The 21,105-nt window shown below is 59.5% G+C and carries 20 protein-coding genes; 13 read left to right on the top strand and 7 right to left on the bottom strand.

Annotated features, from left to right (window positions below):
* The first annotated feature begins 311 nt into the window (after positions 1-311).
* Positions 312-1,511 carry a tyrosine-type recombinase/integrase gene (locus SK35_RS25975; RefSeq protein WP_022652142.1) on the top strand — a complete coding sequence of 400 codons (1,200 nt, stop codon included), beginning with the start codon at positions 312-314 and terminating at the stop codon, positions 1,509-1,511.
* Positions 1,508-2,575: a PDDEXK nuclease domain-containing protein gene (locus tag SK35_RS25970; protein WP_004883035.1), complete on the top strand. Its 1,068-nt coding sequence runs from the start codon at positions 1,508-1,510 to the stop codon at positions 2,573-2,575. The genes SK35_RS25975 and SK35_RS25970 overlap by 4 nt, the downstream gene beginning before the upstream one ends.
* 239 nt (positions 2,576-2,814) lie before the next feature.
* Here the strand turns inward: SK35_RS25970 and SK35_RS25965 are convergent, their stop codons facing one another.
* The 5 genes from SK35_RS25965 to SK35_RS25945 form a co-directional block, all read right to left on the bottom strand.
* Positions 2,815-4,062: a hypothetical protein gene (locus SK35_RS25965; protein ID WP_004883036.1), complete on the bottom strand. Its 1,248-nt coding sequence runs from the start codon at positions 4,060-4,062 to the stop codon at positions 2,815-2,817.
* 288 nt (positions 4,063-4,350) lie between these two features.
* Positions 4,351-6,150 (bottom strand): UvrD-helicase domain-containing protein, encoded by a 1,800-nt coding sequence (locus SK35_RS25960; RefSeq protein ID WP_004883039.1) that lies wholly within the window; start codon positions 6,148-6,150, stop codon positions 4,351-4,353.
* 2 nt (positions 6,151-6,152) lie between these two features.
* A complete protein-coding gene (locus tag SK35_RS25955) occupies positions 6,153-8,291 on the bottom strand; it encodes an AAA family ATPase (protein ID WP_004883041.1) in 2,139 nt (712 codons plus the stop codon).
* Between the two features lie 105 nt (positions 8,292-8,396).
* A complete protein-coding gene (locus SK35_RS25950; RefSeq protein WP_004883043.1) occupies positions 8,397-9,806 on the bottom strand; it encodes a Shedu immune nuclease family protein in 1,410 nt (469 codons plus the stop codon).
* A 61-nt stretch (positions 9,807-9,867) separates the two neighbouring features.
* Positions 9,868-10,059, bottom strand: coding sequence for a type II toxin-antitoxin system RelB/DinJ family antitoxin (locus SK35_RS25945; protein ID WP_004883046.1), 192 nt, complete (start codon positions 10,057-10,059; stop codon positions 9,868-9,870).
* Positions 10,060-10,738: 679 nt separating this feature from the next.
* Between SK35_RS25945 and SK35_RS25940 the strand changes: the two genes are divergently transcribed.
* On the top strand, positions 10,739-11,569 hold the full coding sequence (locus tag SK35_RS25940) for a DUF932 domain-containing protein (protein WP_004883049.1): 831 nt from the start codon (positions 10,739-10,741) through the stop codon (positions 11,567-11,569).
* An 80-nt stretch (positions 11,570-11,649) separates the two neighbouring features.
* Positions 11,650-13,716, top strand: coding sequence for a ParB/RepB/Spo0J family partition protein (locus tag SK35_RS25935; RefSeq protein ID WP_004883050.1), 2,067 nt, complete (start codon positions 11,650-11,652; stop codon positions 13,714-13,716).
* Positions 13,717-14,085: 369 nt separating this feature from the next.
* Here the strand turns inward: SK35_RS25935 and SK35_RS25930 are convergent, their stop codons facing one another.
* Complete coding sequence (locus SK35_RS25930; protein ID WP_174330000.1) at positions 14,086-14,457, bottom strand: hypothetical protein; 372 nt, start codon at positions 14,455-14,457, stop codon at positions 14,086-14,088.
* Between the two features lie 69 nt (positions 14,458-14,526).
* Here SK35_RS25930 and SK35_RS25925 point away from each other — a divergent pair, with 69 nt between their 5' ends.
* Positions 14,527-14,841 (top strand): DUF736 domain-containing protein, encoded by a 315-nt coding sequence (locus SK35_RS25925; RefSeq protein WP_004883051.1) that lies wholly within the window; start codon positions 14,527-14,529, stop codon positions 14,839-14,841.
* Between the two features lie 302 nt (positions 14,842-15,143).
* Here SK35_RS25925 and SK35_RS25920 read toward each other — a convergent pair whose 3' ends face one another.
* Entirely contained in the window at positions 15,144-15,437 is a 294-nt protein-coding gene (locus SK35_RS25920; RefSeq protein WP_064717570.1) for a helix-turn-helix domain-containing protein, read from the bottom strand.
* A gap of 118 nt (positions 15,438-15,555) precedes the next feature.
* On the opposite strand from SK35_RS25920, the gene SK35_RS27010 reads away from it, so the two are divergent.
* The 8 genes from SK35_RS27010 (at position 15,556) to SK35_RS25880 (ending at position 20,798) form a co-directional block, all read left to right on the top strand.
* Positions 15,556-16,107, top strand: a complete 552-nt coding sequence (locus SK35_RS27010; RefSeq protein WP_004883053.1) for a DUF2958 domain-containing protein — start codon at positions 15,556-15,558, stop codon at positions 16,105-16,107.
* Positions 16,108-16,450: 343 nt separating this feature from the next.
* Entirely contained in the window at positions 16,451-17,218 is a 768-nt protein-coding gene (locus SK35_RS25910) for a DUF2285 domain-containing protein (protein WP_004883055.1), read from the top strand.
* Between the two features lie 112 nt (positions 17,219-17,330).
* Positions 17,331-17,615 carry a helix-turn-helix transcriptional regulator gene (locus tag SK35_RS25905; RefSeq protein WP_004883058.1) on the top strand — a complete coding sequence of 95 codons (285 nt, stop codon included), beginning with the start codon at positions 17,331-17,333 and terminating at the stop codon, positions 17,613-17,615.
* Between the two features lie 26 nt (positions 17,616-17,641).
* Complete coding sequence (locus tag SK35_RS25900) at positions 17,642-18,484, top strand: replication initiator protein A (RefSeq protein ID WP_004883059.1); 843 nt, start codon at positions 17,642-17,644, stop codon at positions 18,482-18,484.
* Between the two features lie 265 nt (positions 18,485-18,749).
* Positions 18,750-19,388, top strand: a complete 639-nt coding sequence (parA, locus tag SK35_RS25895; RefSeq protein ID WP_004883061.1) for a ParA family partition ATPase — start codon at positions 18,750-18,752, stop codon at positions 19,386-19,388.
* Complete coding sequence (locus SK35_RS25890; protein ID WP_004883063.1) at positions 19,385-19,660, top strand: hypothetical protein; 276 nt, start codon at positions 19,385-19,387, stop codon at positions 19,658-19,660. Before parA ends, SK35_RS25890 begins: the two co-directional genes overlap by 4 nt.
* Positions 19,657-20,202 (top strand): DUF2840 domain-containing protein, encoded by a 546-nt coding sequence (locus tag SK35_RS25885; RefSeq protein WP_004883064.1) that lies wholly within the window; start codon positions 19,657-19,659, stop codon positions 20,200-20,202. Before SK35_RS25890 ends, SK35_RS25885 begins: the two co-directional genes overlap by 4 nt.
* Positions 20,199-20,798: a S26 family signal peptidase gene (locus tag SK35_RS25880; protein WP_004883067.1), complete on the top strand. Its 600-nt coding sequence runs from the start codon at positions 20,199-20,201 to the stop codon at positions 20,796-20,798. Before SK35_RS25885 ends, SK35_RS25880 begins: the two co-directional genes overlap by 4 nt.
* The last annotated feature ends 307 nt before the right edge of the window (positions 20,799-21,105 follow it).

The following is a 21,105-nucleotide window of genomic DNA, read 5'->3' as shown; positions in this document are numbered from 1 at the left end:
CGTCAGCATGGATCAACACATCATTCACCCGGCATAGTGGATTTGGGCAACTCTCCTAACCGGGAAGCGTGTTGCTTTTCATCTTTAGCCACGAAAACCCATCCTTAAGAGGCGCCTAAACGGGAGGCTTTTTTATTTCACCATGACTCCAGCACCGAAATTCGCTGGACTACGCTACAGCCCGATACAGCAGGTTTATCAATGACTTAAGCGAGTTCAACATATGCCGGTGCTTTCCGAAACCTGACCTGACTTCCGACCGCCTGACTCCTATCCGGCCCTTGGAATCCAGGTCTTTCCAAGGAGTCATCATGGCTAAGATCAAACTCACTAAGTCCGCTGTCGATGCGGCGCAACCCCAGGCAGAGGCCGTCGAACTCCGGGACACGCTGGTCCCCGGCTTCCTGTGCAAGATTACCCCGGCGGGTCGCAAGGTGTTCATGCTCCAGTACCGGACGAACGCTGGCGAGCGCCGCAAGCCCTCGCTAGGACTGTACGGGGAGCTGACCGTCGAACAGGCGCGGTCGCTGGCGCAGGAATGGCTGGCCCAAGTCCGCCGAGGCGGAGATCCCGCCGCAGAGAAGGCGGAGGCGCGCCAGGCACCTACGATCAAGGAGCTATGCACGAAGTTCATGGAGGACTACTCCAAGAAGCGCAACAAGCTCAGCACCCAAGCCGGCTATCAGGCTGTCATCAATCGCAACATTATTCCGCTGCTGGGACGCAAGAAAGTTCAGGACGTGAAGCGTCCTGAAATCGCCGGACTGATGGAAAAGCTTTCGTACAAGCAGACCGAGGCGAACAAGGTATTCAGCGTCTTGCGCAAGATGTTCAACATGGCCGAGGTATGGGGCTATCGGCCCGACGGTACCAACCCTTGCCGTCACGTCCCGATGTTCCCTGCCGGCAAATCGACTCACCTCATCAGCGACGAAGAAATGGGCAACCTGTTCCGACAGCTCGACAAGATCGAGTCGGAGGGGCTGGAGAACTACGTCATCCCTTTGGGAATCCGCCTGCAGTTCGAGTTCGCCGGCCGCCGCTCGGAAATCATCGCGCTGGAATGGAACTGGGTTGACTTGCAGAACCGGCGCGTCGTCTGGCCTGACAGCAAGACAGGCGGCATGTCTAAGCCCATGAGCGAGGAAGCCTATCGGCTACTCTCGACGGCACCCCGGCAGGAGGGTAGCCGCTATGTGCTGCCTTCTCCTAGCCACGCTGGCAAGCATCTAACCACGGGCGAGTATTACGGTGGCTGGAGCCGTGCGCTCAAGGCGGCTGGCGCTACGCACGTGGGCACGCACGGCATCCGCCACCGTTCGGCGACCGACATTGCCAATTCGGGCATCCCGGTCAAGGTCGGCATGGCGCTAACGGCGCACAAGACCGTCGTCATGTTCATGCGCTACGTCCACACCGAGGATAAGCCGGTGCGAGAGGCGGCCGAACTGGTGGCGAATCGGCGTAAGACGATCACCGGGATGCAGGGAGCCAAGGAGGTGGCCGCATGACCCGGCGCAAGGCATCCGTCTCAGCGCCAGCAGCGCCGCCCGCGCTGCTGGGCGACATCCGGGCACTGATCGAAGCGTCGCGCCAGCGCGTCGCCTCGGCGGTCAATGCCGAGCTGACATTGCTGTTCTGGCGCATTGGCCAGCGCATCCATACGGAAGTGCTTGCCGGGCAGCGGGCCGGGTACGGCGACGAAATCCTGCCGACCCTGGCGGCGCAGCTTGTCCGCGACTACGGACGTAGCTTCGCGGACAAGAACCTGCGCCGGATGGTGCAGTTCGCCGCCACCTTCTCGGACGAGCCAATTGTCGTGACGCTGTCACGACAATTGAGCTGGTCGCATTTCGTGGCGCTGCTGCCGCTAAAAGACCCGCTCCAGCGGGACTACTACGTGCAAATGGCCAGCGCCGAACGCTGGAGCGTGCGGACGCTACGCGAGCGCATCGACTCGATGCTATACGAGCGCACGGCGCTGTCCAAGAAGCCGGACGAGACGATCACGCAAGAGCTGGCGGCGATGCGCGATGCGCAGCGCATGTCGCCGGCGCTGGTCATGCGCGACCCGTACATCCTCGACTTCCTGGGCCTGCGCGATACCTGGCAGGAAGGCGACCTGGAAGCCGCGATCATCCGCGAAATGGAGTCTTTTTTGCTGGAGTTGGGCGCGGGCTTCTCTTTCCTAGCCCGGCAGAAACGCATCCAGATCGACGACGAGGATTTCCACCTGGACCTGCTGTTCTATAACCGCAAGCTGCGGCGGCTGGTGGCGGTGGAGTTGAAGATCGGCGAGTTCAAGGCAGCATACAAGGGGCAGATGGAGCTTTATTTGCGTTGGCTCGACAAGCACGAACGCGAACCGGAGGAAGCCTCGCCGCTGGGCATCATTCTTTGTACCGGCAAGAAGTCAGAGCAGATCGAGTTGCTGGAGCTGGACAAGTCGGGCATCCACGTAGCCGAATACCTGACGACCCTGCCGCCGCGTGCGGTGCTGGGGGAGCGGTTGCAGCAGGCGACCGAACGGGCGCGGTTGCAGATCGAGCAGCGGCAGCCTGGCGAGAAGTCCTGACAGCAGCATCTGTCCAACCGTACACCCAAACCACAGCACGAGCATGTGGCAACGGATCTCTTGCTCTATCGAGGCTCCATGCTAGTGTGGAATCGCCATAGGCCGATAAGGAACTGGCCTGCGGCTCAAGGATGCGCTGGGGCTAGTGGGCGCGAGCGCCCAATCACATGATTATCGCGGGCAGCAGCGCCATGTTCTATGCCGATCGCTGTTTTAATTAAATATCTCAAACTATAAAGTCAGTTAATTTTTTCAAAATATTCACGAATCAAGTCATCATTTTTTAAATACGAATCGAGAACCTGAAACAGAAAAAGATCCCCGCTAATATTTATATCAAACGGGATCATTGAGTTATCTATTTTGAATGTCTTTATTTTTCTATGCCCCTTGATGTTGGCATTGCTCAATCTTTCTTGATAGCTATCCAACGTATATACGATAAATTCGTGATCCAAGTGAGTTATAAAAAAATCATCGCCTTTTGAACTGTATTCAAGATGGATGACTTGCGTTACGACGTCGTCGCCTGCCACCTCAAAGTCCTCCATCAATTCTTCAAAAGTCAAACTTAGCTTCTCTGCGTCATGGTGAATCCATAGATTGTTCTCATATTTATCGGTGGAGTAGAACTTTGACAATCTAGGAAGGGAAGATATTTTCAATCGCAACGGAGCGCCAAACTCCATCTCCTCCATTGCAGGGACATAATCGGAGACGTAATCAATCCTGAATGCTATTTCGGACAGCATTCCTTTTTCAATGAGTTCCTCGATAGAGGTAAGCAGCTTCCTCGGAACTTTTATCCAGAAGTGTCGCCCTATGCGTTCATCGCGTATTGTCTGACTATCCTTGTCGTTGAATATCTGAATATTCTCGTTCAGGCTGACAAGACTATATTTAGAGAACTGAGCATCTTCCTTTCTTATGTCAATTCCAATTTTCTCGTACTCACGTTCAACTACCTTGGAATATTTTAGCTCCAGCATCTCAGCCCTCCCCATGATTGATTGGTGCTTGGAATAAAAAATGCAGCCAATGCGATAATTTGCGTAATTTTCTTTTATGTACGAAACACCATCTTCGTCATGGATATGCTTGTAGGAATTGTTGAGAATTTCTAGCGATCCCGGATACTCGTTGAGATAATTATTTAAGTAGTCCATTAAATGCTGGATTGTCTTTATAGCCAATCGCTTGTCCACTAGATCAAGCTGTGGCCCATAAAACTTGGCTGCGTTTGGATGGTCGCGTTTGGCTTCAAATTCTTTCAGAATGGCCGCCTTTTCATTCATGCAGCCCTCCGTATAAGCACGCATTACGTCTGCCTGAAAGCTCTCATTTGCCAGAGAGGTTTGGATGAGGGGAAGCAATTTCTTGACAAAGATCGGGTCTTTATTAAGAAAGACGTAGCAAAATTTCCCAAAGCTGAATAACGCGATTTTTTCCGAAGAAAATTCATTGATTTCTTCAAAGATATTTTTCATATTTTTTACTCAACTCGCCGTAGTCCAAATAGTAAGCGACGGAACCTTGAGCGTCTCCACTTTGTGGATCGCGCTGCTCCACGTTCGCTATTCGCTCATCCCTGACGGGACTGGCATTCGCCAGCCCTCCACGGCCCGACACTGTGATCCGGGCCTGCGCGCTCCGCTTGCATGTTGAGCTGGCGACAGCAGGGCATGCAGAGCGAGCCGCGCGCAGATGATTCAGCCAAACGCTAAACAAAGCTGTAGGGCATCCCATAGAGAGCGCGGTTGCGCTACTCGTGATTTCTATGGAATTTGATCGTATCCAAAACTGCATGAGGCAAGCTTGCGAGTTACTTGATACTCTTCGCCAGAATACTGGCGAACTCGACCTCGTTCCGAAACAAGGTGCAGGTTCTTCCTTGCCCGCGAACCAATGACATACAGCAATTTCATCGCGCTTTCTTGACCGTTCGGATCATTGAAATGCGGCACCATATCTTCTAATAATGCATAAGCGATCACTGCATCGAACTCGGCTCCCTTGACGCCGTGTATCGTCGAGATGGTGATTCCAGTCCTATGCTGAAATACCTTCCTGAATGTCTCAATATCGCCTATAAATTCGCTACCTTCACTCTTCAATCGATTTACCCGGGCTTGCGAACTATCGAAGAAGGCAACGTGATGCTCTTGAAGCAGCGTGAAAAGGCGAAAGTCGATTGCTAAGTTTGCAAACAGACGCTCGAAAAATGCGCTCAAGTAGGTAAGACCATCTGTTTCATCGATCTTAATTGCATTGCACTCCCTCAACAAGGACCTCCGCGTGAGCTTCGACACGCTAGCCCCGGCCGCCTCTAGGTCATTCAGAATCTCCCCGGCCCACCGCAGTCTGCGCACATACATTCCCGGCGATGCCTGAGTAAGTGCAATCTTAGAAAGCCTGTACCAGAAATTCTCTGTGTCCCGTGCAAAGGGAACCATACCGGGGCCATCGAATGAGTACTCCGGCATGCTGGCGACCAAACGACGTGTCATGCTTGCAAGATGCGTCCACTGTGGCGCGAGAATGCACACCTCGTGAGGTGAGATGCCCATAGTCTCAATGTTGAAACGGATGAGCCGGATGAGCTCAGCGTCCAGATCATTTTTGCTCACTGTGTCGTCGAATGAAATAAGGCTTGGGTACGCCTTGTCCTCGGATGCGGCTTCGATGCGTGTGTTGTGAACGTTGTAGTTTCCGAAGTACTCAATGATGCGCTCAGAAGAACGGTAGTTCCGCGACAGTTCGAGTTCGTCCAAATCGATATTGGCCATCGCCTTGAAATCCTCGAAGGCAATCGGATATCCGCCAAGCGATTGATAAATCGCCTGGTTAGGATCTCCGACAATAAAGGCCTTGGTCGCACCTTGACCAGCTTTCAGAATGGCGGTGATGATCGAATACTGAATTCGTTTGGTGTCCTGATACTCGTCGATCAGCACGAAAGAGAACAACTGTGCCAGAAGAGTGCTGATCGCAGGATGACGTGCGATCAGTTGGTACGCATAGTAAAGAATGAGCTCAAAGTCTAGCTGCCGACTTTCGTGCAGAATCTCAAAATACTTGCCCAATATGACGTGAAGACCCGAATGCTTCCAATCTTGTGGGCAGGAGAGCACATATCCAGTTTCGGTGTAATAAAACTCACAATCCCAGAATGTTATTTTTGGCTTCTGGTAAGGCTTGCACAATGCCTCCAGGATTTTCTCGCGCTCATGCTGATCGATCACACGGAAGCCTCGATCCAACGCTTCGTGATAGATGCCGTACGGTTTCAATATCCATTCAAGACAGAACGAATGTATCGTTCCTATCCATAATCGGGATGTATCCACCCCAAGGCTCTCAATGCGCTCGTGGATTTCGTCGGCGGCACGGTGCGTATAAGTGATGGCAACGACAAACTGCTTGTTCGATTTCAGCCTGGACAACTCATAGGCGATTTTGTAGGTGAGCGTGCGCGTTTTCCCGCTGCCCGGGCAAGCGATGAGAAAGACGCTCCCTGGCTTCAGAATGGCTGCTTCCTGCTCGGGATTCAGATCATCTTTGTTCCACATGAACATGATCAGAACACCGCGAGTACATCGTTGATGCGATCATCTGGGAACGTGGCAAGCATCTCGTTTCGGATGCCGACGAAGTCGATGTCTCCATTTCGGAAGGCCAGCAGCTTGGCCCTAAAGTCGTCGAATACGGCAGACGCAGTGAAGATATCTTCTGCATCGATGTAGTTCACGCGGTAGCTCAGCACGTTAAACCAGACTTCCTTAGTGACCACCGGATGCGCAAAAGCGATGGCGTCCAAGATGTACTTCGGAATGGCGGTCTGCGGATCGATCTTCTTTCCCAGCAAGATGGCAAACCATCCCTTGCCGTAGTTGTCCGCCATGGTCAATGCGCGCTGACCGAACAACGCGATGTCCGCTGATTCGAGCTCCGCCTTGGCCGTCGCGATGGTTGGTGCATCCTTGTAGACATCAGGAAGGATGCCGACCACCTTACGCGCATTGCCGGCGGCAATGAAGTCGACCTCGAAGGTATGGGGGGCAAAGAATGGAGAAACCCACCCGTTATCTTTGAAGGTGTCTTCCAATAACGCTTTCCTGGCGACCCCTTTTTCCTGGGATGCCTGATACTTGCCCTTGCGCCGGAGCAGCCCTTCGGAGTCTCCCGCCGCCGGCGTTGTGTCAATGATGGACTTGTCAAGGTCGGTGACGATGCTGCACCGCTTCCGGATTCGGGCATCATCGAAAAGAACCGCGACGTTCTGAAATCCAGTGCTGCGGATATTAATTAAACTGATGCCGAGTTCATCAAGGCTGACGCCTAGCACGTTCTTGATCAGGATCGGAACGAGAATTTCTTCTGCATCGCCCTCCACTAAGAGGACGCTCTTGGCAAACAACAAGTTGCTACGGACAGCATCCAGGTAGCGTTGAATGTTGCCGATCTCTTCTGGGTTTAGGCCAATTGCAGGCTGGTATGCCTCGCAACGATCACCTTCTCTGCCGAGGATGTTCACGTTCTGAACATTGCTGACCTCAGAGATGTGCGTCGAATGGGTCGAATAAATGATCTGTGTGTCGTCGTATTTGAGCTTGTCGAACAGTGTTTTCTGGATATGTGTGTGAATGTGAGCTTCCGGCTCTTCGATAAGCAGAAAGTTGGCGATCGACTGTTTAGCCTTTTGATACTTGAATTCAAGCAGTTTCAACGTGAGGAATATCAGGTTTGCTCCACCAAGGCTCAGCTCGTGGATCGGTCCTTCGTGGCTCTCCCCCGATTCGCCAACGAACAGCTTGAGCGACTGGAACAACTTGTCAGCTTCGTCTGGCAGATCCGACTTGATAGAAAGAGAAGACGGCGAATACGCCTCACCCGCCGCATCCTTGATGGTGTCTCTGATATCCGTCCGGACGACCTGCACGTCTGGCAACGCTTCGATGGAGTCATTCAATGCCTTTACCCCGTCGGTGATAGCCTGGAACGCCACGGGGTCGATATCGCCGCTCTTGCCCTTCAGAAGCGAAAAGAGCGGATTTGTCCGGTTGTTGTGAAATTCGGAGACGACGTCCCGTAGCGCCTGGACGAAAGTGAACGAAATTTCTTTGGAGACGGACAGCACGTTCGGAATCTTCGCGCCGATAACACGAAATTCAACCTCTTCATTGAATCGAACATTCGCGAAGTCGCCGACCACATCCTTATAGAAGGCCTCGTCGTTGAAGTCGGCTTCACTCCGACCTGTGAAAATCGTTTCATAGTCGTCGATGGTGACCGGGTTCAGGATAGCGTCGAGGCCTGCCTGATCACCATCGTTCAATTGAGAAAGTCGCAGCCTGATTTCCTTCTTCGGACGAAAGATCAGGTTGTAAGTGGCCTTGCCGTTCGCCTCTTCCTCAATTACGCCCGTCCCATGTCGGAAGAGCGCCTGCACTGATTCATCCGCAGAGATTTCCTCAAACTCAAGACTGATGATGATCCAATGTCCCTGCCAGCGCCCTAGGCCGCGATGAAAGTCGGTATGCTCCAGCCGGTAGGCAGAGCGAATCATGTTGTCATCAAGCAGCAATCTGATTGCGCGAAAGAGATTGGTTTTGCCAGATCCATTTTCGCCGATGACAGTGTTGATACCCTTCTGGAACAGCAGCTTCGTGTTGGGAAAGTTCCGGTAGTTGACCAGGCTGAGCTTGGATATATGCATTTGATTCAATCTTGTTGTTGAAATCCACATGCCGATCGGCCGATGGATTGGTTGAACACTGCAGCCATTGATCCCAACTACGGAATGGCCAACTGTCAGTTGGTTTTAGAACGGCACCGTGTCTAAGGTAGGAATCGGTTGGAGCGCATTTTTAATCTCGGTTAGCCTTGCAAGTAGTTCATCGAAAGTCACGATCACGATCTCTGCGAACGCATTTCGAACGAGCTCGAATGACTTTCTTTGCTGATGCTCTTGTGGCGTCATGCCAGCGACAACTATGCAGCGAACCGCATAGCTGTGGAGGTCGTATCGGTTCATGTTATTTTTTATGACGGGTAGTTCACTCTGCAATTTGAAACGCTGATCTAGAATTTGAGCAATCGCTCCACCCAATTCTGTCGATGGGCCAAAAACATCATCTCCACGATAGGGAGATTTTCCTAGCAGTTCGGTTTGCGGCTTTTTTATCTCAATGAGGCCAAGATTGCCCGTGGAAGCGGATGCGTATAGAAAATCTGAAAATTTTCCGCCGGACCCGTTAAGTCGCTTGCCACCTGCATAAGCTTGCCCCTGAACCAGCATGGCTGGAACGGCAAATGCAAGACTAAGTATGAAAGGATTTTCCAGAAAGAAGCTTTGCCACTTGCTTTCCGTCAGTCCTTTTCCAAGCATTTCCTGGTATCGCTCAATCAGTTGATTCAGTGTGATGAGCTCAATATCATTCTTTAATGCCAGCAGCGAGCGCGGCTCAGATTCCGCCAGTGCTTCTATATTGTCTTGAACCATGCGAACAGCGGCGCGCCGATCACGCTTGGAAAGCGTCACATGCTGCCGCCCACCATCGGTCATTTCCGTTAGTGCATCAGGTCTTACGCTCTTCTTTAGAGCGGGAAATTGTGCTGAATCGGCAGCATGTAATAAGGTCTGGTAGACATGAAATTGCTTGTCCTTGCGCGCGTCTCTCTGGTGGCGAGAGGCTATGCGATTTAATTCTTTTCTTAATTCATGAAATCTTCTTATTCCGAGAATAAAGAATGGCGAATCAATTTTCGCGTCATTTCCTTTGTGGACAATGAGTATGCTTACGTTTTCTAAGCTGGCGGCTGTTTCGCAAATTTGCCGATATTCCCACAGAAGCCCCAAACCGAATCGAAAATCTTTGGCAAACCCATCCGGCAACTGCTCAAGAAGCCCAACGACATCGTCAGTAGTCTCTGGCAGTATGTAGGGCTCGATAACAGGCCGAGCGACGACGATGCGTTCAAGGGTGCCGTATTTAGGTTGCAGGTAATCGTCGCGATCTTCTCGAATATTAAGAGGCCAAATGGTCAATCTGTCTGGACACACATTGAGCAGTCTCGCTATTGGCGAATCCGGCTTGCGCTCCGCTGCGGGAATATCAGTGAAGAAAACGTTAATGCCTTCCTCTTCCGGTTCGGCTGCTTCAATGACAAGGAAGGGGCCGCCGTCCAAACGCTCACGTTGATTGAATGCTGAAGGTCTGATAGATGCCATGAACTATTCTTGATCCCTACTGTTCAGAGAAACGATTTGCGGGCCTTGCCTCAGCGCAACCTTATGGTGCCTTCCGATCAGAATCGGACGACACACGATTGATGTCAAAGGGGAGTGCCTTATCTGCCGCGATTCGGGTCAGCAGCATCCGAATCGCATCCGAAATTGATAACCCCATTTCAGCCAGAACAACAGTTGCGGCTTCTTTAATCTGCCCGTCAATCCGGGCACGAACGACGTCGTTACTTGCCATTGTTGCGCTCACAATAGATGTAGCTACATTGTGGCTCATAAGTACTATTGCGTCACTTACATTTTGTTGTGAACAGTAGAGCATCCCGGCGTGCCGCCGTCGGGCTCGCGGGCGTTGCCCCGCGCCTCGTGCCGAGTCGCGGCCATGCGGCTTTGATCCCTGATGCCTCCGGCCGTCTCTTCGCTCCTGGCCTGCGCGCGGCGCTTGCCCTCCAGGGGATCGGCTGGACAGCCCATCCCCGCCGCGCCTTGCTTGGCGCCCCTCGCATGCACCGAACAGGTTGCACCTGATCGACCAACAGCCATCCAGCTAGGCGTGCCGCTGGCACGCAGGGGCGCTCGCCGCGCGGCGTTGGTTTCAGCGCACCCCCTGGCCCATTGGCCGCTGTTCGTCTTTCCCCAAGTTCATCGCTTTTTCCCGCGACCGTAGCCCGCGGTGCCTGGCCGTCAAGGCGCGCAGGGCCGAGTCCTCGCTGCGCTGCGGGCCGCACCAACCCTGCGCTTCTCCCTTGACGGCCAGTCCCTCGCTGGCCCGGTTTTTCGCGGGCGATGAACTCAGGAAAGACGGCGGCAAACAGGACCGGCCCAGGTCTCTGCGCCGAACCAACCGAAGCCACAACGGGCTCCGAATCTTGGAATCCGGTCAGCTTTGAAACCACAGCAACTCATTGGAGAAAACCATGCAACTCGCATCTCGATTCGCTTCCCATTCCCCGACGCTGCGCAGTGACTACCCGCTGTCCGACGACCAAATCCGCCGCGTAGCCCCGTCCATCTTCGCGGAGGCCCCGCACGATAGCCGCTCCGAACGGTACGCCTACATTCCCACCGCCGCCGTGCTGGCGGAACTGCGCAAGGAAGGGTTTGAACCCTTCATGGCAGCGCAAACCCGCGTGCGGCACGACGACCGCCGCGACTACACCAAACACATGATTCGCCTGCGCCATGCCAGTCAGATCAACGGCGCGGAAGCCAATGAAATCGTGCTGCTGAACTCGCACGACGGCACCAGCAGCTATCAGATGCTGGCCGGAATGTTCCGGTTCGTTTGCAGCAATGGCCTTGTGTGCGGCGATACCGTGGCCGATGTGCGCGTGCCGCACAAGGGCGACGTGGCCGGTTCTGTCATCGAAGGCGCTTTCGAGGTGTTGAGCGGCTTCGAACGCGTGAAGGAATCCCGCGACCTGATGCGCGCTATCACGCTGGACGAAGGCGAAGCCGAAGTGTTCGCCCGTTCCGCGCTGGCCCTCAAGTACGACCCCACCGATAACAAGCCCGCGCCCATCACGGAAAGCCAAATCCTGATGCCGCGCCGGTTCGACGACCGCCGCCCGGACTTGTGGAGCGTGTTCAACCGCACCCAAGAAAACCTGACCAAAGGCGGATTGCATGGCCGCAGCGCCAACGGACGCCGCCAGCAGACCCGCCCCGTGCAGGGCATTGATTCCGATGTGCGCCTCAATCGCGCCCTCTGGATGTTGGCCGATGGCCTGCGCCAGTTGAAGGCCTGATTCCCCACGCGGCAGGGGCAGGCAGCAGCCCTTGCCGCTTTCTTCGCTGCTGCATCCCTGAACCGATAGGAGTTATCACCATGAACGCCATTACCCAAACCGAAGCCCGCGCCCTCAACACCGCCGCCGCTATCCCGCTGGAAGCCGCCGACCCGACCAAGAACCTGATTTTGGTTCCGCTGTCGCGGCTGGTGTCGCGTCCTGCTGGCCGCAACGTGCGCAAGACCCCGCGCATGTCCATTCCCGAACTCGCCGCGAGCATTCAGCGTGTCGGCCTGCTGCAAAACCTCATCGTCATTGCCGCCGCCGATGGCGAGCATTACGAAGTCGTGGCCGGTGGCCGCAGGCTGGCCGCGTTGAAGCTGCTGGCGAAGAAGCGCCGCATCAGCAAGGAATGGGAAGTGCCTTGCCTGTTGGTGGCCGATGGCACCGCCCGCACGGCCAGCCTCACCGAGAACGTGCAGCGCGAAGCCATGCACCCCGCCGACCAGTTCGAGGCATTCGCCGCGCTGGTGGCCGAAGGCCGACCCATCGAGGACATAGCCGCCGATTTCAGCGTCACGCCGCTGGTGGTGCAGCGCCGCTTGAAGCTGGCGAACGTCTCGCCCCGGCTGCTGGCCGACTACCGCGCCGAAGCCGTGACGCTCGATCAGTTGATGGCCCTTGCCATCACCGACGACCACGCCGCGCAGGAAACCGCGTTCTACGACGCGCCGACGTGGCAGCGCAACCCTTCCCAATTGCGCGACCGCCTCACCGAGCGCGAGATTGACGCATACCGGCATCCGCTGGTGCGTTTCGTGGGGCTGGATACCTACGGAGCCGCAGGCGGTGGTGTGCGCCGTGACCTGTTCGCGGAAGGTGACGCGGGCGTGTATCTGACCGATGCCGCGCTGCTGGAACGGCTGGCGCAAGACAAGCTGGCAGGTATCGCCGCCGAGGTGAAGGACGAAGGCTGGGCGTGGGTGGATGCCACCCCCGCCGTGACCCATGCCGACCTGCACGCCTTCCAGCGTGCGCCGAGGGAGCGCCGCGAACCGAACAAGCGCGAAGCGCAGCGCATCGAGAAGCTGCAAACCAAGATGCACGAACTGGCCGCCGCCGTGGATGACGCGCTTGATACCGAAGACGAGGAAAAGGCCGATGCCTTGCAGGAAGAAGGCGAAGCCGTGGGCGAGCAGTTGCAGGCGCTGGAAGATGGCTTGCAGGACTACGGCACGACCGTGAAGGCCGCAGCCGGTGCCATCGTCACCATCGACCGCAACGGGCAGGCAGTGATTCATCGCGGGTTGATGCGCGAGGCCGAGGCCAAGGCGCTGCGCACACTGGAACGCCTGCGCCAAGGTTTCGGCAGCGAAAGCGAAGCCGGGAACGACGACGAAGGCGAGGACGACGAGCAGCCCAAGACCGCCGCCATGTCCGACAAGCTGGCGCAGCGGTTGAGCGCCCACCGCACCGCCGCGCTGCAAATCGAAGTCGCCCGGCATCCGCAAGTGGCGCTGGCCGCGCTGGTGCATGGCATGGTGCAGACCGTCTTGCAGGGCAGCCACTACGGCCACGACTTGCCGCTGGGCGTGAGCCTGAAAGCGCAAGACCGGCTGGAAGGCATCGCCCCGGATATACCGGATTCGCCCGCCGCCGTGGCGCTGCGCGAGTTGCAGCAGGTAGCAGGCGAAGGCTTGCCGGAGGACAGCGCCGAACTGTTCGCCGTGCTGCTAGCGAAGTCGCAAGATGAACTGGTGCGGCTGCTGGCGATATCCGTGGCCGTCACGGTGGACGTGGTGACACCCCGCGCCACGCCGCAGCAACCGGGCGCGGAACTGGCGCAGGCTGTCGGCTTGGACATGGCCGCATGGTGGAAGCCCACCAATGAGGGTTATTTCCGGCATGTGCCGAAGGCCGCGATTCTGGAAGCCGTGGAGCAGTACGCCCCGGCGCACGTCACCCGGCTGGCGAAGTTGAAGAAGGCCGACATTGCCAGCGAAGCCGAGCGGCTGGCCGATGGCACCGGCTGGATGCCTGCCATCTTCAAGGCCGAAGGCACCGACGACACCACGGCGCAGGATGCGCCGCAGGCGGTGACGAACGACGAGCCGGAAGCCATCGACAACGACGACGAGCAGCAGGCCCACGCACTCGCCGCCTGACCTTCACCACCACCGAGCGCCCCGGTTTCGGCCGGGGCGCTTCGCTGTTCCATCAGCATCGGCCCCAGGCCGTTCCGCCCTGGTGCCGATGGTCAAAAATCCGGGCGCGGCGGTGGCCGCGCCCGGTTTCCAAGCCCAAAGCCAGAACGCCCCTTCGCCGCCTTCGGGCGGACGGCGAAGGGGCGGCGCACAAGTGACCTTGTGCGCGGGAAACCCTCGAAGCCCATAAGTGCGTCGGCGCACAGCGCCGACGACATTCCGAACGCGCCCCACCGCAATGGACGGGCGTGTGGGGCTACGCCCCGGCTTGCTGCCGCAGGTTGCACGAAAGCGTGCCGTCCTCGACGCTGGCGGTTCGTCGCCTGTACGTCACGAAGGACGGTTCACCGACACGCCGCCCGGCCTTGCAATGGAGCTTCCACGCCACGCCTCACGCAAAGGGCCGCAAGCAGCAGTAGGGACGCTTTCACCTTGTCGCTGGGCATTGTCCTTGCCCGTGTCAGGGCGCAGGCCGGTGAAGCCGTCGCGCGGGGATGCCGAGTCGGCCATGCCTCCATTCGGGAGCGGGCGGCCAGTACGTCCTTGTGTTGTTGTGAATCCTGGCGGTGGCTGGGCTTCATGGCCGCAACCTTCCAGCGAAAACAATTCCCCCTGCGCTGCGCGCATTCCTCGCGGGACAAATTCTTTTCGCTTCCAGGTTCTCCACGGTGTTGCGACCGCTGCGCGGTGCGGCCAGCCCATCCCCCGCCGGACGGATCACAACAAGGACGCACTGGCGCGACCTTGTTCAACCCGAAAGGAGAAATCATCATGGCTAACATCGGCACCTTCACCGCAGAGAAAGACGGCTTCACCGGCCAGCTCCGCACCCTGACCCTCAACTTCAAGGTCAAGCTGGTTCCCAACGACAAGGGCGAGAACGAAAGCGCCCCGGACTTCCGCCTGCAAGCGGCCGGCCACGACTTCGGCGCGGCGTGGAAGAAAACCAGCGAGGCCGGGCGGGATTACCTGTCGGTGGCCATCGACGATCCTTCATTCCCGGCGACGGTCTATGCCCGCCTGATCGAAGGCGAGAATGACACGCACGACCTCATCTGGTCGCGCAGCAAGCCCAAGGCGGCCTGACGGCCGCCCACCGCGCCCCGCCCATTGCGGCGGGGCGCGGTGCTGCTGATCGCAGCATCGCACGCACAGGGTTTCGGCAGTTGCCCCATGTCCCGCATGTCCAAGGCCAGCATTGCATTGGTGATGGTCGAATGGCTCGAAGCCCGTGGCAGTAGGAACAGCATGGCGTGTCGGCGCATTGCGCCGCCGGGCTTTCGGGCTGCGCCCCATGCCGCCAATGGCGTCATGTCCATTCGGCTTCAATCCCTCACGCCTTCGCGCCTGGCGGCGCTGCGCGCTCCGCTTGCGGGCATTCAGACGCGCTAGGGCGCGTCGCGCTCTTTCAGCACGGCCTCGAACTCCTGGCGCACCCGCGCCAGCAGTTCGTCGGCCTTGTGCGTGTCGTCGCCGGCGTAGGCCAGCGTCAACAGCGTCAGCGGATGCACTTCCATGACCTCGCACAGCTCGGTCAGCTTGTGCAGGGTCGGACTTTTCAAGTCGCGCTCCAGCGTACTCATATAGGTGCGGCTGGACACGTCGGAGAACGCTTCCTGGCTCAAGCCTCGCGCCTTCCTGACTGTCCGTATTGCCGTTGCCAATGAGTGTTTCGCTGTCACTAACTTGGTTTCCCCATAAAAACCAAGATGACAGCCCATTGCGCCCTATAGGGCTACAATCTATAGTGTTCATTCATGGCTGAAAGGCCCGCTTTCGTGCTTTTACGGAAATCCGCAGATGCGGATTCCGACAGAACCGGGGAATCGCATCCGTGTCTTTCCGGCTTCCGACAATTCCGCTTCGGCGCTTCTGTTCTTCTACGGATGCGATGGCTTGCACATCGGTGCTTCCACACGAATGCACGGATGCGTTTCGGCAGTTCTGCGCTTCGGCACCAAAGCGCATTCGCGCATCGTCGGTTTCGTGGAGAAGCTGCCCATGACCCTGCCGCTTGTCACCGCTGATGAACGCGCCCGGCTGCTGGCCCACGGCGCGGCGCTCGCCGCTGGTCAGCGGCTCGACCCGCTGCCCGTGGTGCGCTTGTTCACCCCGGACGCGCATGTGACCTGGCTGCTGGTGTCGCTCGACCCGGCGGATGGCGACACGGCCTACGGCCTGATCGACCTCGGTATCGGTATGCCTGAGCTCGGGATGGTCAAGCTGTCCGACCTGGCGGGCATCGTCGGGCCGCGCAAGCTGCCGGTGCGGCGGGATCGGTATTTCCAGGCGGTGCGCCCGTTATCGGAGTACGTCCGGCTGGCGCAGGAGAACGGCGCGATCACGGACTGATGAAAACCAGCGCGGCCTAGCCAGCCGGGGCGCATCGTGACTATTTCAATCTTGATCAAGACCGTGCAGGTCTGAATCCGCATTCTTGCACCGAAGTGGTGCGATCCTGTTGAAAACAGTCCTGATCTTGGGCGCGGGCTGCGGCACGGTGTTCGGTGCTGCGCGTCATTTTCCTGAAGGCGTAGCCGTCGCATTCAGACGATTTCCGCAACACGCAGAGCCAAATGGTCTTGACACCGACAGTTACAGCCTAACCAATTTTGATGACGACCTGATGGCATTTCGATAGTTCCCGCATCGCGGAAATCGTGGCGACGCATCCCAAACAGAGGGAGGTTTCGCCATGACTGATCGCAGCGCCGAACACTGGTATCCGACAGCGGCCTATCTCTACGTTCTGCACCTTGACGGCCCTGCGCTGGCGTGGGAATACCTGCGCCGAAATCCCGACTACCGCCGCGACTGGCTGCGCCGCCGCCGCCGGCCGGACACGGCGCAGGCGTGGGGCCTGCGCCTGCTGGAAGACCCAGCCCTGGATGCGCGCGACGCGCATCCGGCCTGGTTTCCCGATCACGATGCCGTCGTGCAGGTTTACCCGGACGATGACCCGCCACCCGAAGCCCATGCCTTCGAGTTCTGGCGCGTCCCTGGCCGCAAGCAACTGATCCACGACGGCAAGCGCCTGGTGCTGGTGTCGCATTGGCCCGGCTGCTGCCTGCGGCTCGCGCTCGCGCCGGGCCTGGAAGACGGCATGGCCTACCTCTACGCCACCCGCGCCTGCGCCACGCCCTGCGCGCGCTATCGCACGCTCGCGTCCGAGCTGGACGCATTGGCCGTGGCCACGGTTGCCACGCCTGCGGCGGCGGCCCGTTCCAGGCCCACGACGGCCGCGGTGCTGGAACTGCACACCTTGCAGACGCTCGACGCGACCCTGGCGGGCGCGTCATTGCGCGAAGTGGCCGAAGGGCTGTTCGGCGCCGATGCCGTCGCCGCCGACTGGCACAAGGACAGCGCCTTACGTGCCCGCGTGCGGCGGCTGGTACGTCGTGGCGATGCGCTGATGCGTGGCGGCTATCGCCGCCTGGCACAGCTTCCGCCGCCGTTGCAGTAGGGGGGGACGTTTCGCGTCCCCCGTAGATCGTCCCTTAGCAAGCAGCCTCGCTTTCTTGAAAGTGCCTCTAACCGGCCGCGTGGTGTGGCCGGGCTTGATGGAGGTACATCCCATGCGACCCGCTCCCTTGCGGCCTGCCGCCGCTGCTGTCGCTGCGCCTGCGCAGCCCCAACGCTACCTGACCAACGACGAAGCCGCCGAGTACCTGCGCCTGTCGCCACGCACGCTGGAGAAACAGCGCGTGATCGGCGGCGGCCCGAAGTTCCGCAAGTTCGGCCGCCGCGTCATGTACGCGGTGTCCGACCTCGATGCCTGGGCCGACCAGCGCAGCTACGAGGCGACTTCCGACCCGGAATATGCCGAACGCCACGCGGGCGATTACCGTGATGGCCGCTGATCGCTGGCGCGTGGGTGGCCGTCGCCATGTCCAGCCCGCCAGGGCAAGCCTTGCAGCGCGAACAGCTCGACCTGTTCCGCGCGCTGCCGGGCGACATGGCACCCCGCGACAGCCAGGACTTGATGGCCTTTCCGTTCTTCTCGCTGGCGAAGTCGCGGCGTACCGCGCCGATCGACTTCCGCGCCGGCGGCATCACCATCCGCGTGGAGGGTACGCAGGAGCACGGCATCGCAACGATATGGGATGCCGACCTGCTGATTTGGGCCGCCTCGCAGATCGTGGAGGCGCGCGACGCGGGCTTGCGCCCGTCGCGCTGGATACGCGCCACTCCCTACGAGATCCTGCGCTTCATCGGGCGCGGCACGTCTCTCAACGACTACCTGCGCCTGAAAGCCGCGCTCGACCGGCTGCAATCGACCACGGTGGCCACGTCCATCCGCGAAACCACGGGAAGGCGATTGCATCGCTTCTCGTGGATCAACGAGTGGAAGGAACTGGCCGATGCCAGCGGCGTGCCGCTGGGCATCGAACTGATCCTGCCGGACTGGTTCTATGCGGGCGTGCTCGATGCCGCCTTGGTGCTGACCATCGACCCAGCCTATTTCCGCTTGAAGGGCGGGATCGAGCGCTGGCTGTACCGCCTGGTGCGCAAGCACGGCGGCAAGCAGCCGGGCGGCTGGCAATTCGACTTCCGGCACCTGCACCGCAAGTCGGGCAGCGCTGCGCGCTTCTCCGACTTCGCTTACGACCTGCGCGTCCTGGTGGCGCGGCAGTCGCTGCCCGGCTACGTCCTGGGCATCGAGCGAATGCCGGACGACGGACAAGAACTGCTGACCTTCCGGCCCGTGCTGCACACGGCACGGGGATAACTCGTGGAAAAGGTGTGGACGGCCTCGTGCTATCAGGAGTACCGGGTATCGTGCTATCGGGAGTACGCCTATCGTGCTATCAGGAGTACGAAAACGCCGGAAAGCCAATAACGGCGCGGGTTTGCGGCCCCTCTAACTTCCCTAACAAGAAATACATAACTTTTAGTAGAAGCGCGCCGTTTCGGTGGACAACCGAGAAACGGCACGGCGAACAGCGTTTTGCACGGCAGGTAAAGCCCGGCTTTCCAGCAGGGAGGGCCGCGCCATGATCCTCGCTCTGCTCAACCAGAAAGGCGGTGTCGGCAAGACCACGCTCGCCACGCACATCGCGGGCGAACTGGCGATGCGCGGCCAGCATGTCGTCCTGCTCGATGCCGACCCGCAGGGTTCATCCCTGGACTGGACGCAGCGCAGAAGCCAGCAAGGCTTGCCACGGCTGTTCAGCGCCGTGGGCCTCGCACGCGAAACGCTGCATCAGGAAGCGCCAGAACTCGCCAGGCGGGCCGATCACGTCATCATCGACGGGCCGCCGCGCATCGCCGCCTTGGCGCGCTCCGCGCTGCTGGCGGCCGAGCGCGTGCTGATCCCGGTGCAGCCCAGCCCCTACGACCTCTGGGCCAGCTCGGAAATGGTTTCGCTGATCCGCGAGGCGCAGGTGTTCCGGCCGCTGCTCCGCGCGGCCTTCGTCATCAACCGGCGCGTCAGCACCACCATCATCGGGCGCGAGGCGCGGCAATCGCTCGCCGAACAGCCGCTGCCCGCGCTGCGCTCGGAGGTGCATCAGCGCATCGTCTTCGCCGACAGCGTGGCCGCTGGCCGGCTCGCACGCGAGACAGCGCCCGACAGTGCCGCCGCCCGCGAAATCACCGCCCTGGTGGACGAACTGCTGCGGTGGCCGACATGACAGCGCAGCAGCCACCCAACAGCAAACGCACGGGCAAGCGCGTCGGCATCGGCGCACGTCCGCCCGCGAATCCGCACGCCGAGGCGTGGATTCGTCAGGGCGATGCCGACGCGCTGGGCAAAGGCGACCTCTACACGGCCCGCCTCACGCTCGACATCACGCCCGCCATGCGGGCGCGCATCAAGGTGTCGGCCTTCACGCAAGGCGTGACCGTGGCCGACCTGCTGCGCGGCCTGCTGGAGCGGGAGTTTCCGCCGGAGAACACACCATGAACGCATTCGCTTGGCCTGCCGCGAACGCGGCACCGGCTGCGCCGCTGCCTGCGCTTTCGGCACTCGCCGGACAGGCCGGCAATGTGCCGCTGACGCGCGTTTCGCTGGCCTACCTCGAACATCGCTTCAAGCTCTACCTGCGCTTCGGCGAACCGGCGCGCACGCTTCAGCTCGACCGCTGGCGGCGCTGCGCGGTGTTCCTGCCGGGCGCGATGCTCTGCCGCATCCGCTGGCAGGCCAACGACTACGGCACGATCCGCTGGCAACTCATGGTGATGCAGGCTTGCACACCGCTGGACGCGGCGCAGCGCATCCCCGGTGTTCAGCCGGGCGCGCGCTTGCTCCTACACACCGAAGGCGATGCCAACGTGCGCGCCGTGCTGGAGCGCATCGACGGCATCGAGGCGCTGGGCATCGCTGCCATCGACGTGTCGCCGGCGTACTGGCGCACGCTGGGCAACCGTCTTGCGGCTCGCCTTGCGCTGCCCGAATACACCACCGAGCGGCATACCGCCTGGCTGGCCGGGAAGGTGCTGCCATGACCGCCCCGACCACCACACCCAACGCGCCCGACGTGGCGCCGCGTCCTCGCTCACGCCTGCGCGCTCGCATCGTGCTGGCGACACTGGCCGCCATCGGCTTCGCTGCGCTGGCCTGGGCGGCTTTCGTGTCGCCGCTGCCGCGTCTGACCTACAACCCGTCCGACAGCGTGGCGGTCGGCTGGTATCGCATTGACCCGTTCGACCCGCGCACCGCCTCGCTGCCACGTCCGTTGTCCGTGGACAGCATCGTGCTGGTGCCGCTTCCGGCCACGGCTGCCGCGCTCGCTGCGCAGCGCGGCTACCTGCCGACGCGCGTTCCGCTGCTCAAACGTGTGGGCGCGGTCGCGCCGCAACACGTCTGCATCGTCGCCGGTCAGGTACGCATCGACGGCGTGCCTTCGGCCGCCGTACTGCCCGCCGACCGGCTGGGCCGGGCGCTGCCGTCCTTGCAGCTTTGCCGCCGCCTTGAACCGGGCGAACTGCTCCTGTTGAGCGTGACGAATCCAGCATCGTTCGACAGCCGCTATTTCGGCCCGGTCAGCGCATCCGCCGTGATCGGCGTTGCGCATCCGGTGTGGCCGGAGATACGCCCATGATGGCCGCCGATTCGCTGCGCTCTGACGTGCCATCGGGCATGTCGTTCTGCTGGCTGCTTCAGTGTCGCTGCGCCTGTCGTGCCGGTGCATTCGCACCGCACGTCGCGCAGCATCCGGCGCAGCCGTCCAACGTTCAGGCGTCTTGCCTCGAACGCGCCCGGCCTGCGGCCATTGGCGCTTTCGCCGGCGCGCTGTCTGTTCACGCAGCAGCGCCGCCGGGCCGCCGTTGCCTGGAGCGACAGCGAAGGGCAAAGGCGGAAGGCAAGACAAAAGGACGCGGCACCTGGCCGCGTCGAAAGCCAGTCAG

This window comes from Citrobacter sp. MGH105 (assembly GCF_001037485.2).
Classification (GTDB): Bacteria; Pseudomonadota; Gammaproteobacteria; order Enterobacterales; family Enterobacteriaceae; genus Citrobacter; species Citrobacter portucalensis.
This window is presented reverse-complemented; position numbering and strand designations above follow the sequence as displayed.

Bases quoted from the DNA above. Each gene is read 5' to 3' on its own strand.
- SK35_RS25975 (WP_022652142.1), top strand. From the start codon at position 312: ATGGCTAAGATCAAACTCACTAAGTCCGCTGTCGATGCGGCGCAACCC.
- SK35_RS25970 (WP_004883035.1), top strand. From the start codon at position 1,508: ATGACCCGGCGCAAGGCATCCGTCTCAGCGCCAGCAGCGCCGCCCGCG.
- SK35_RS25965 (WP_004883036.1), bottom strand. From the start codon at position 4,062: ATGAAAAATATCTTTGAAGAAATCAATGAATTTTCTTCGGAAAAAATC.
- SK35_RS25960 (WP_004883039.1), bottom strand. From the start codon at position 6,150: ATGTTCATGTGGAACAAAGATGATCTGAATCCCGAGCAGGAAGCAGCC.
- SK35_RS25955 (WP_004883041.1), bottom strand. From the start codon at position 8,291: ATGCATATATCCAAGCTCAGCCTGGTCAACTACCGGAACTTTCCCAAC.
- SK35_RS25950 (WP_004883043.1), bottom strand. From the start codon at position 9,806: ATGGCATCTATCAGACCTTCAGCATTCAATCAACGTGAGCGTTTGGAC.
- SK35_RS25945 (WP_004883046.1), bottom strand. From the start codon at position 10,059: ATGGCAAGTAACGACGTCGTTCGTGCCCGGATTGACGGGCAGATTAAA.
- SK35_RS25940 (WP_004883049.1), top strand. From the start codon at position 10,739: ATGCAACTCGCATCTCGATTCGCTTCCCATTCCCCGACGCTGCGCAGT.
- SK35_RS25935 (WP_004883050.1), top strand. From the start codon at position 11,650: ATGAACGCCATTACCCAAACCGAAGCCCGCGCCCTCAACACCGCCGCC.
- SK35_RS25930 (WP_174330000.1), bottom strand. From the start codon at position 14,457: ATGGGCTGGCCGCACCGCGCAGCGGTCGCAACACCGTGGAGAACCTGG.
- SK35_RS25925 (WP_004883051.1), top strand. From the start codon at position 14,527: ATGGCTAACATCGGCACCTTCACCGCAGAGAAAGACGGCTTCACCGGC.
- SK35_RS27010 (WP_004883053.1), top strand. From the start codon at position 15,556: ATGCGGATTCCGACAGAACCGGGGAATCGCATCCGTGTCTTTCCGGCT.
- SK35_RS25910 (WP_004883055.1), top strand. From the start codon at position 16,451: ATGACTGATCGCAGCGCCGAACACTGGTATCCGACAGCGGCCTATCTC.
- SK35_RS25905 (WP_004883058.1), top strand. From the start codon at position 17,331: ATGCGACCCGCTCCCTTGCGGCCTGCCGCCGCTGCTGTCGCTGCGCCT.
- SK35_RS25900 (WP_004883059.1), top strand. From the start codon at position 17,642: ATGTCCAGCCCGCCAGGGCAAGCCTTGCAGCGCGAACAGCTCGACCTG.
- parA (WP_004883061.1), top strand. From the start codon at position 18,750: ATGATCCTCGCTCTGCTCAACCAGAAAGGCGGTGTCGGCAAGACCACG.
- SK35_RS25890 (WP_004883063.1), top strand. From the start codon at position 19,385: ATGACAGCGCAGCAGCCACCCAACAGCAAACGCACGGGCAAGCGCGTC.
- SK35_RS25885 (WP_004883064.1), top strand. From the start codon at position 19,657: ATGAACGCATTCGCTTGGCCTGCCGCGAACGCGGCACCGGCTGCGCCG.
- SK35_RS25880 (WP_004883067.1), top strand. From the start codon at position 20,199: ATGACCGCCCCGACCACCACACCCAACGCGCCCGACGTGGCGCCGCGT.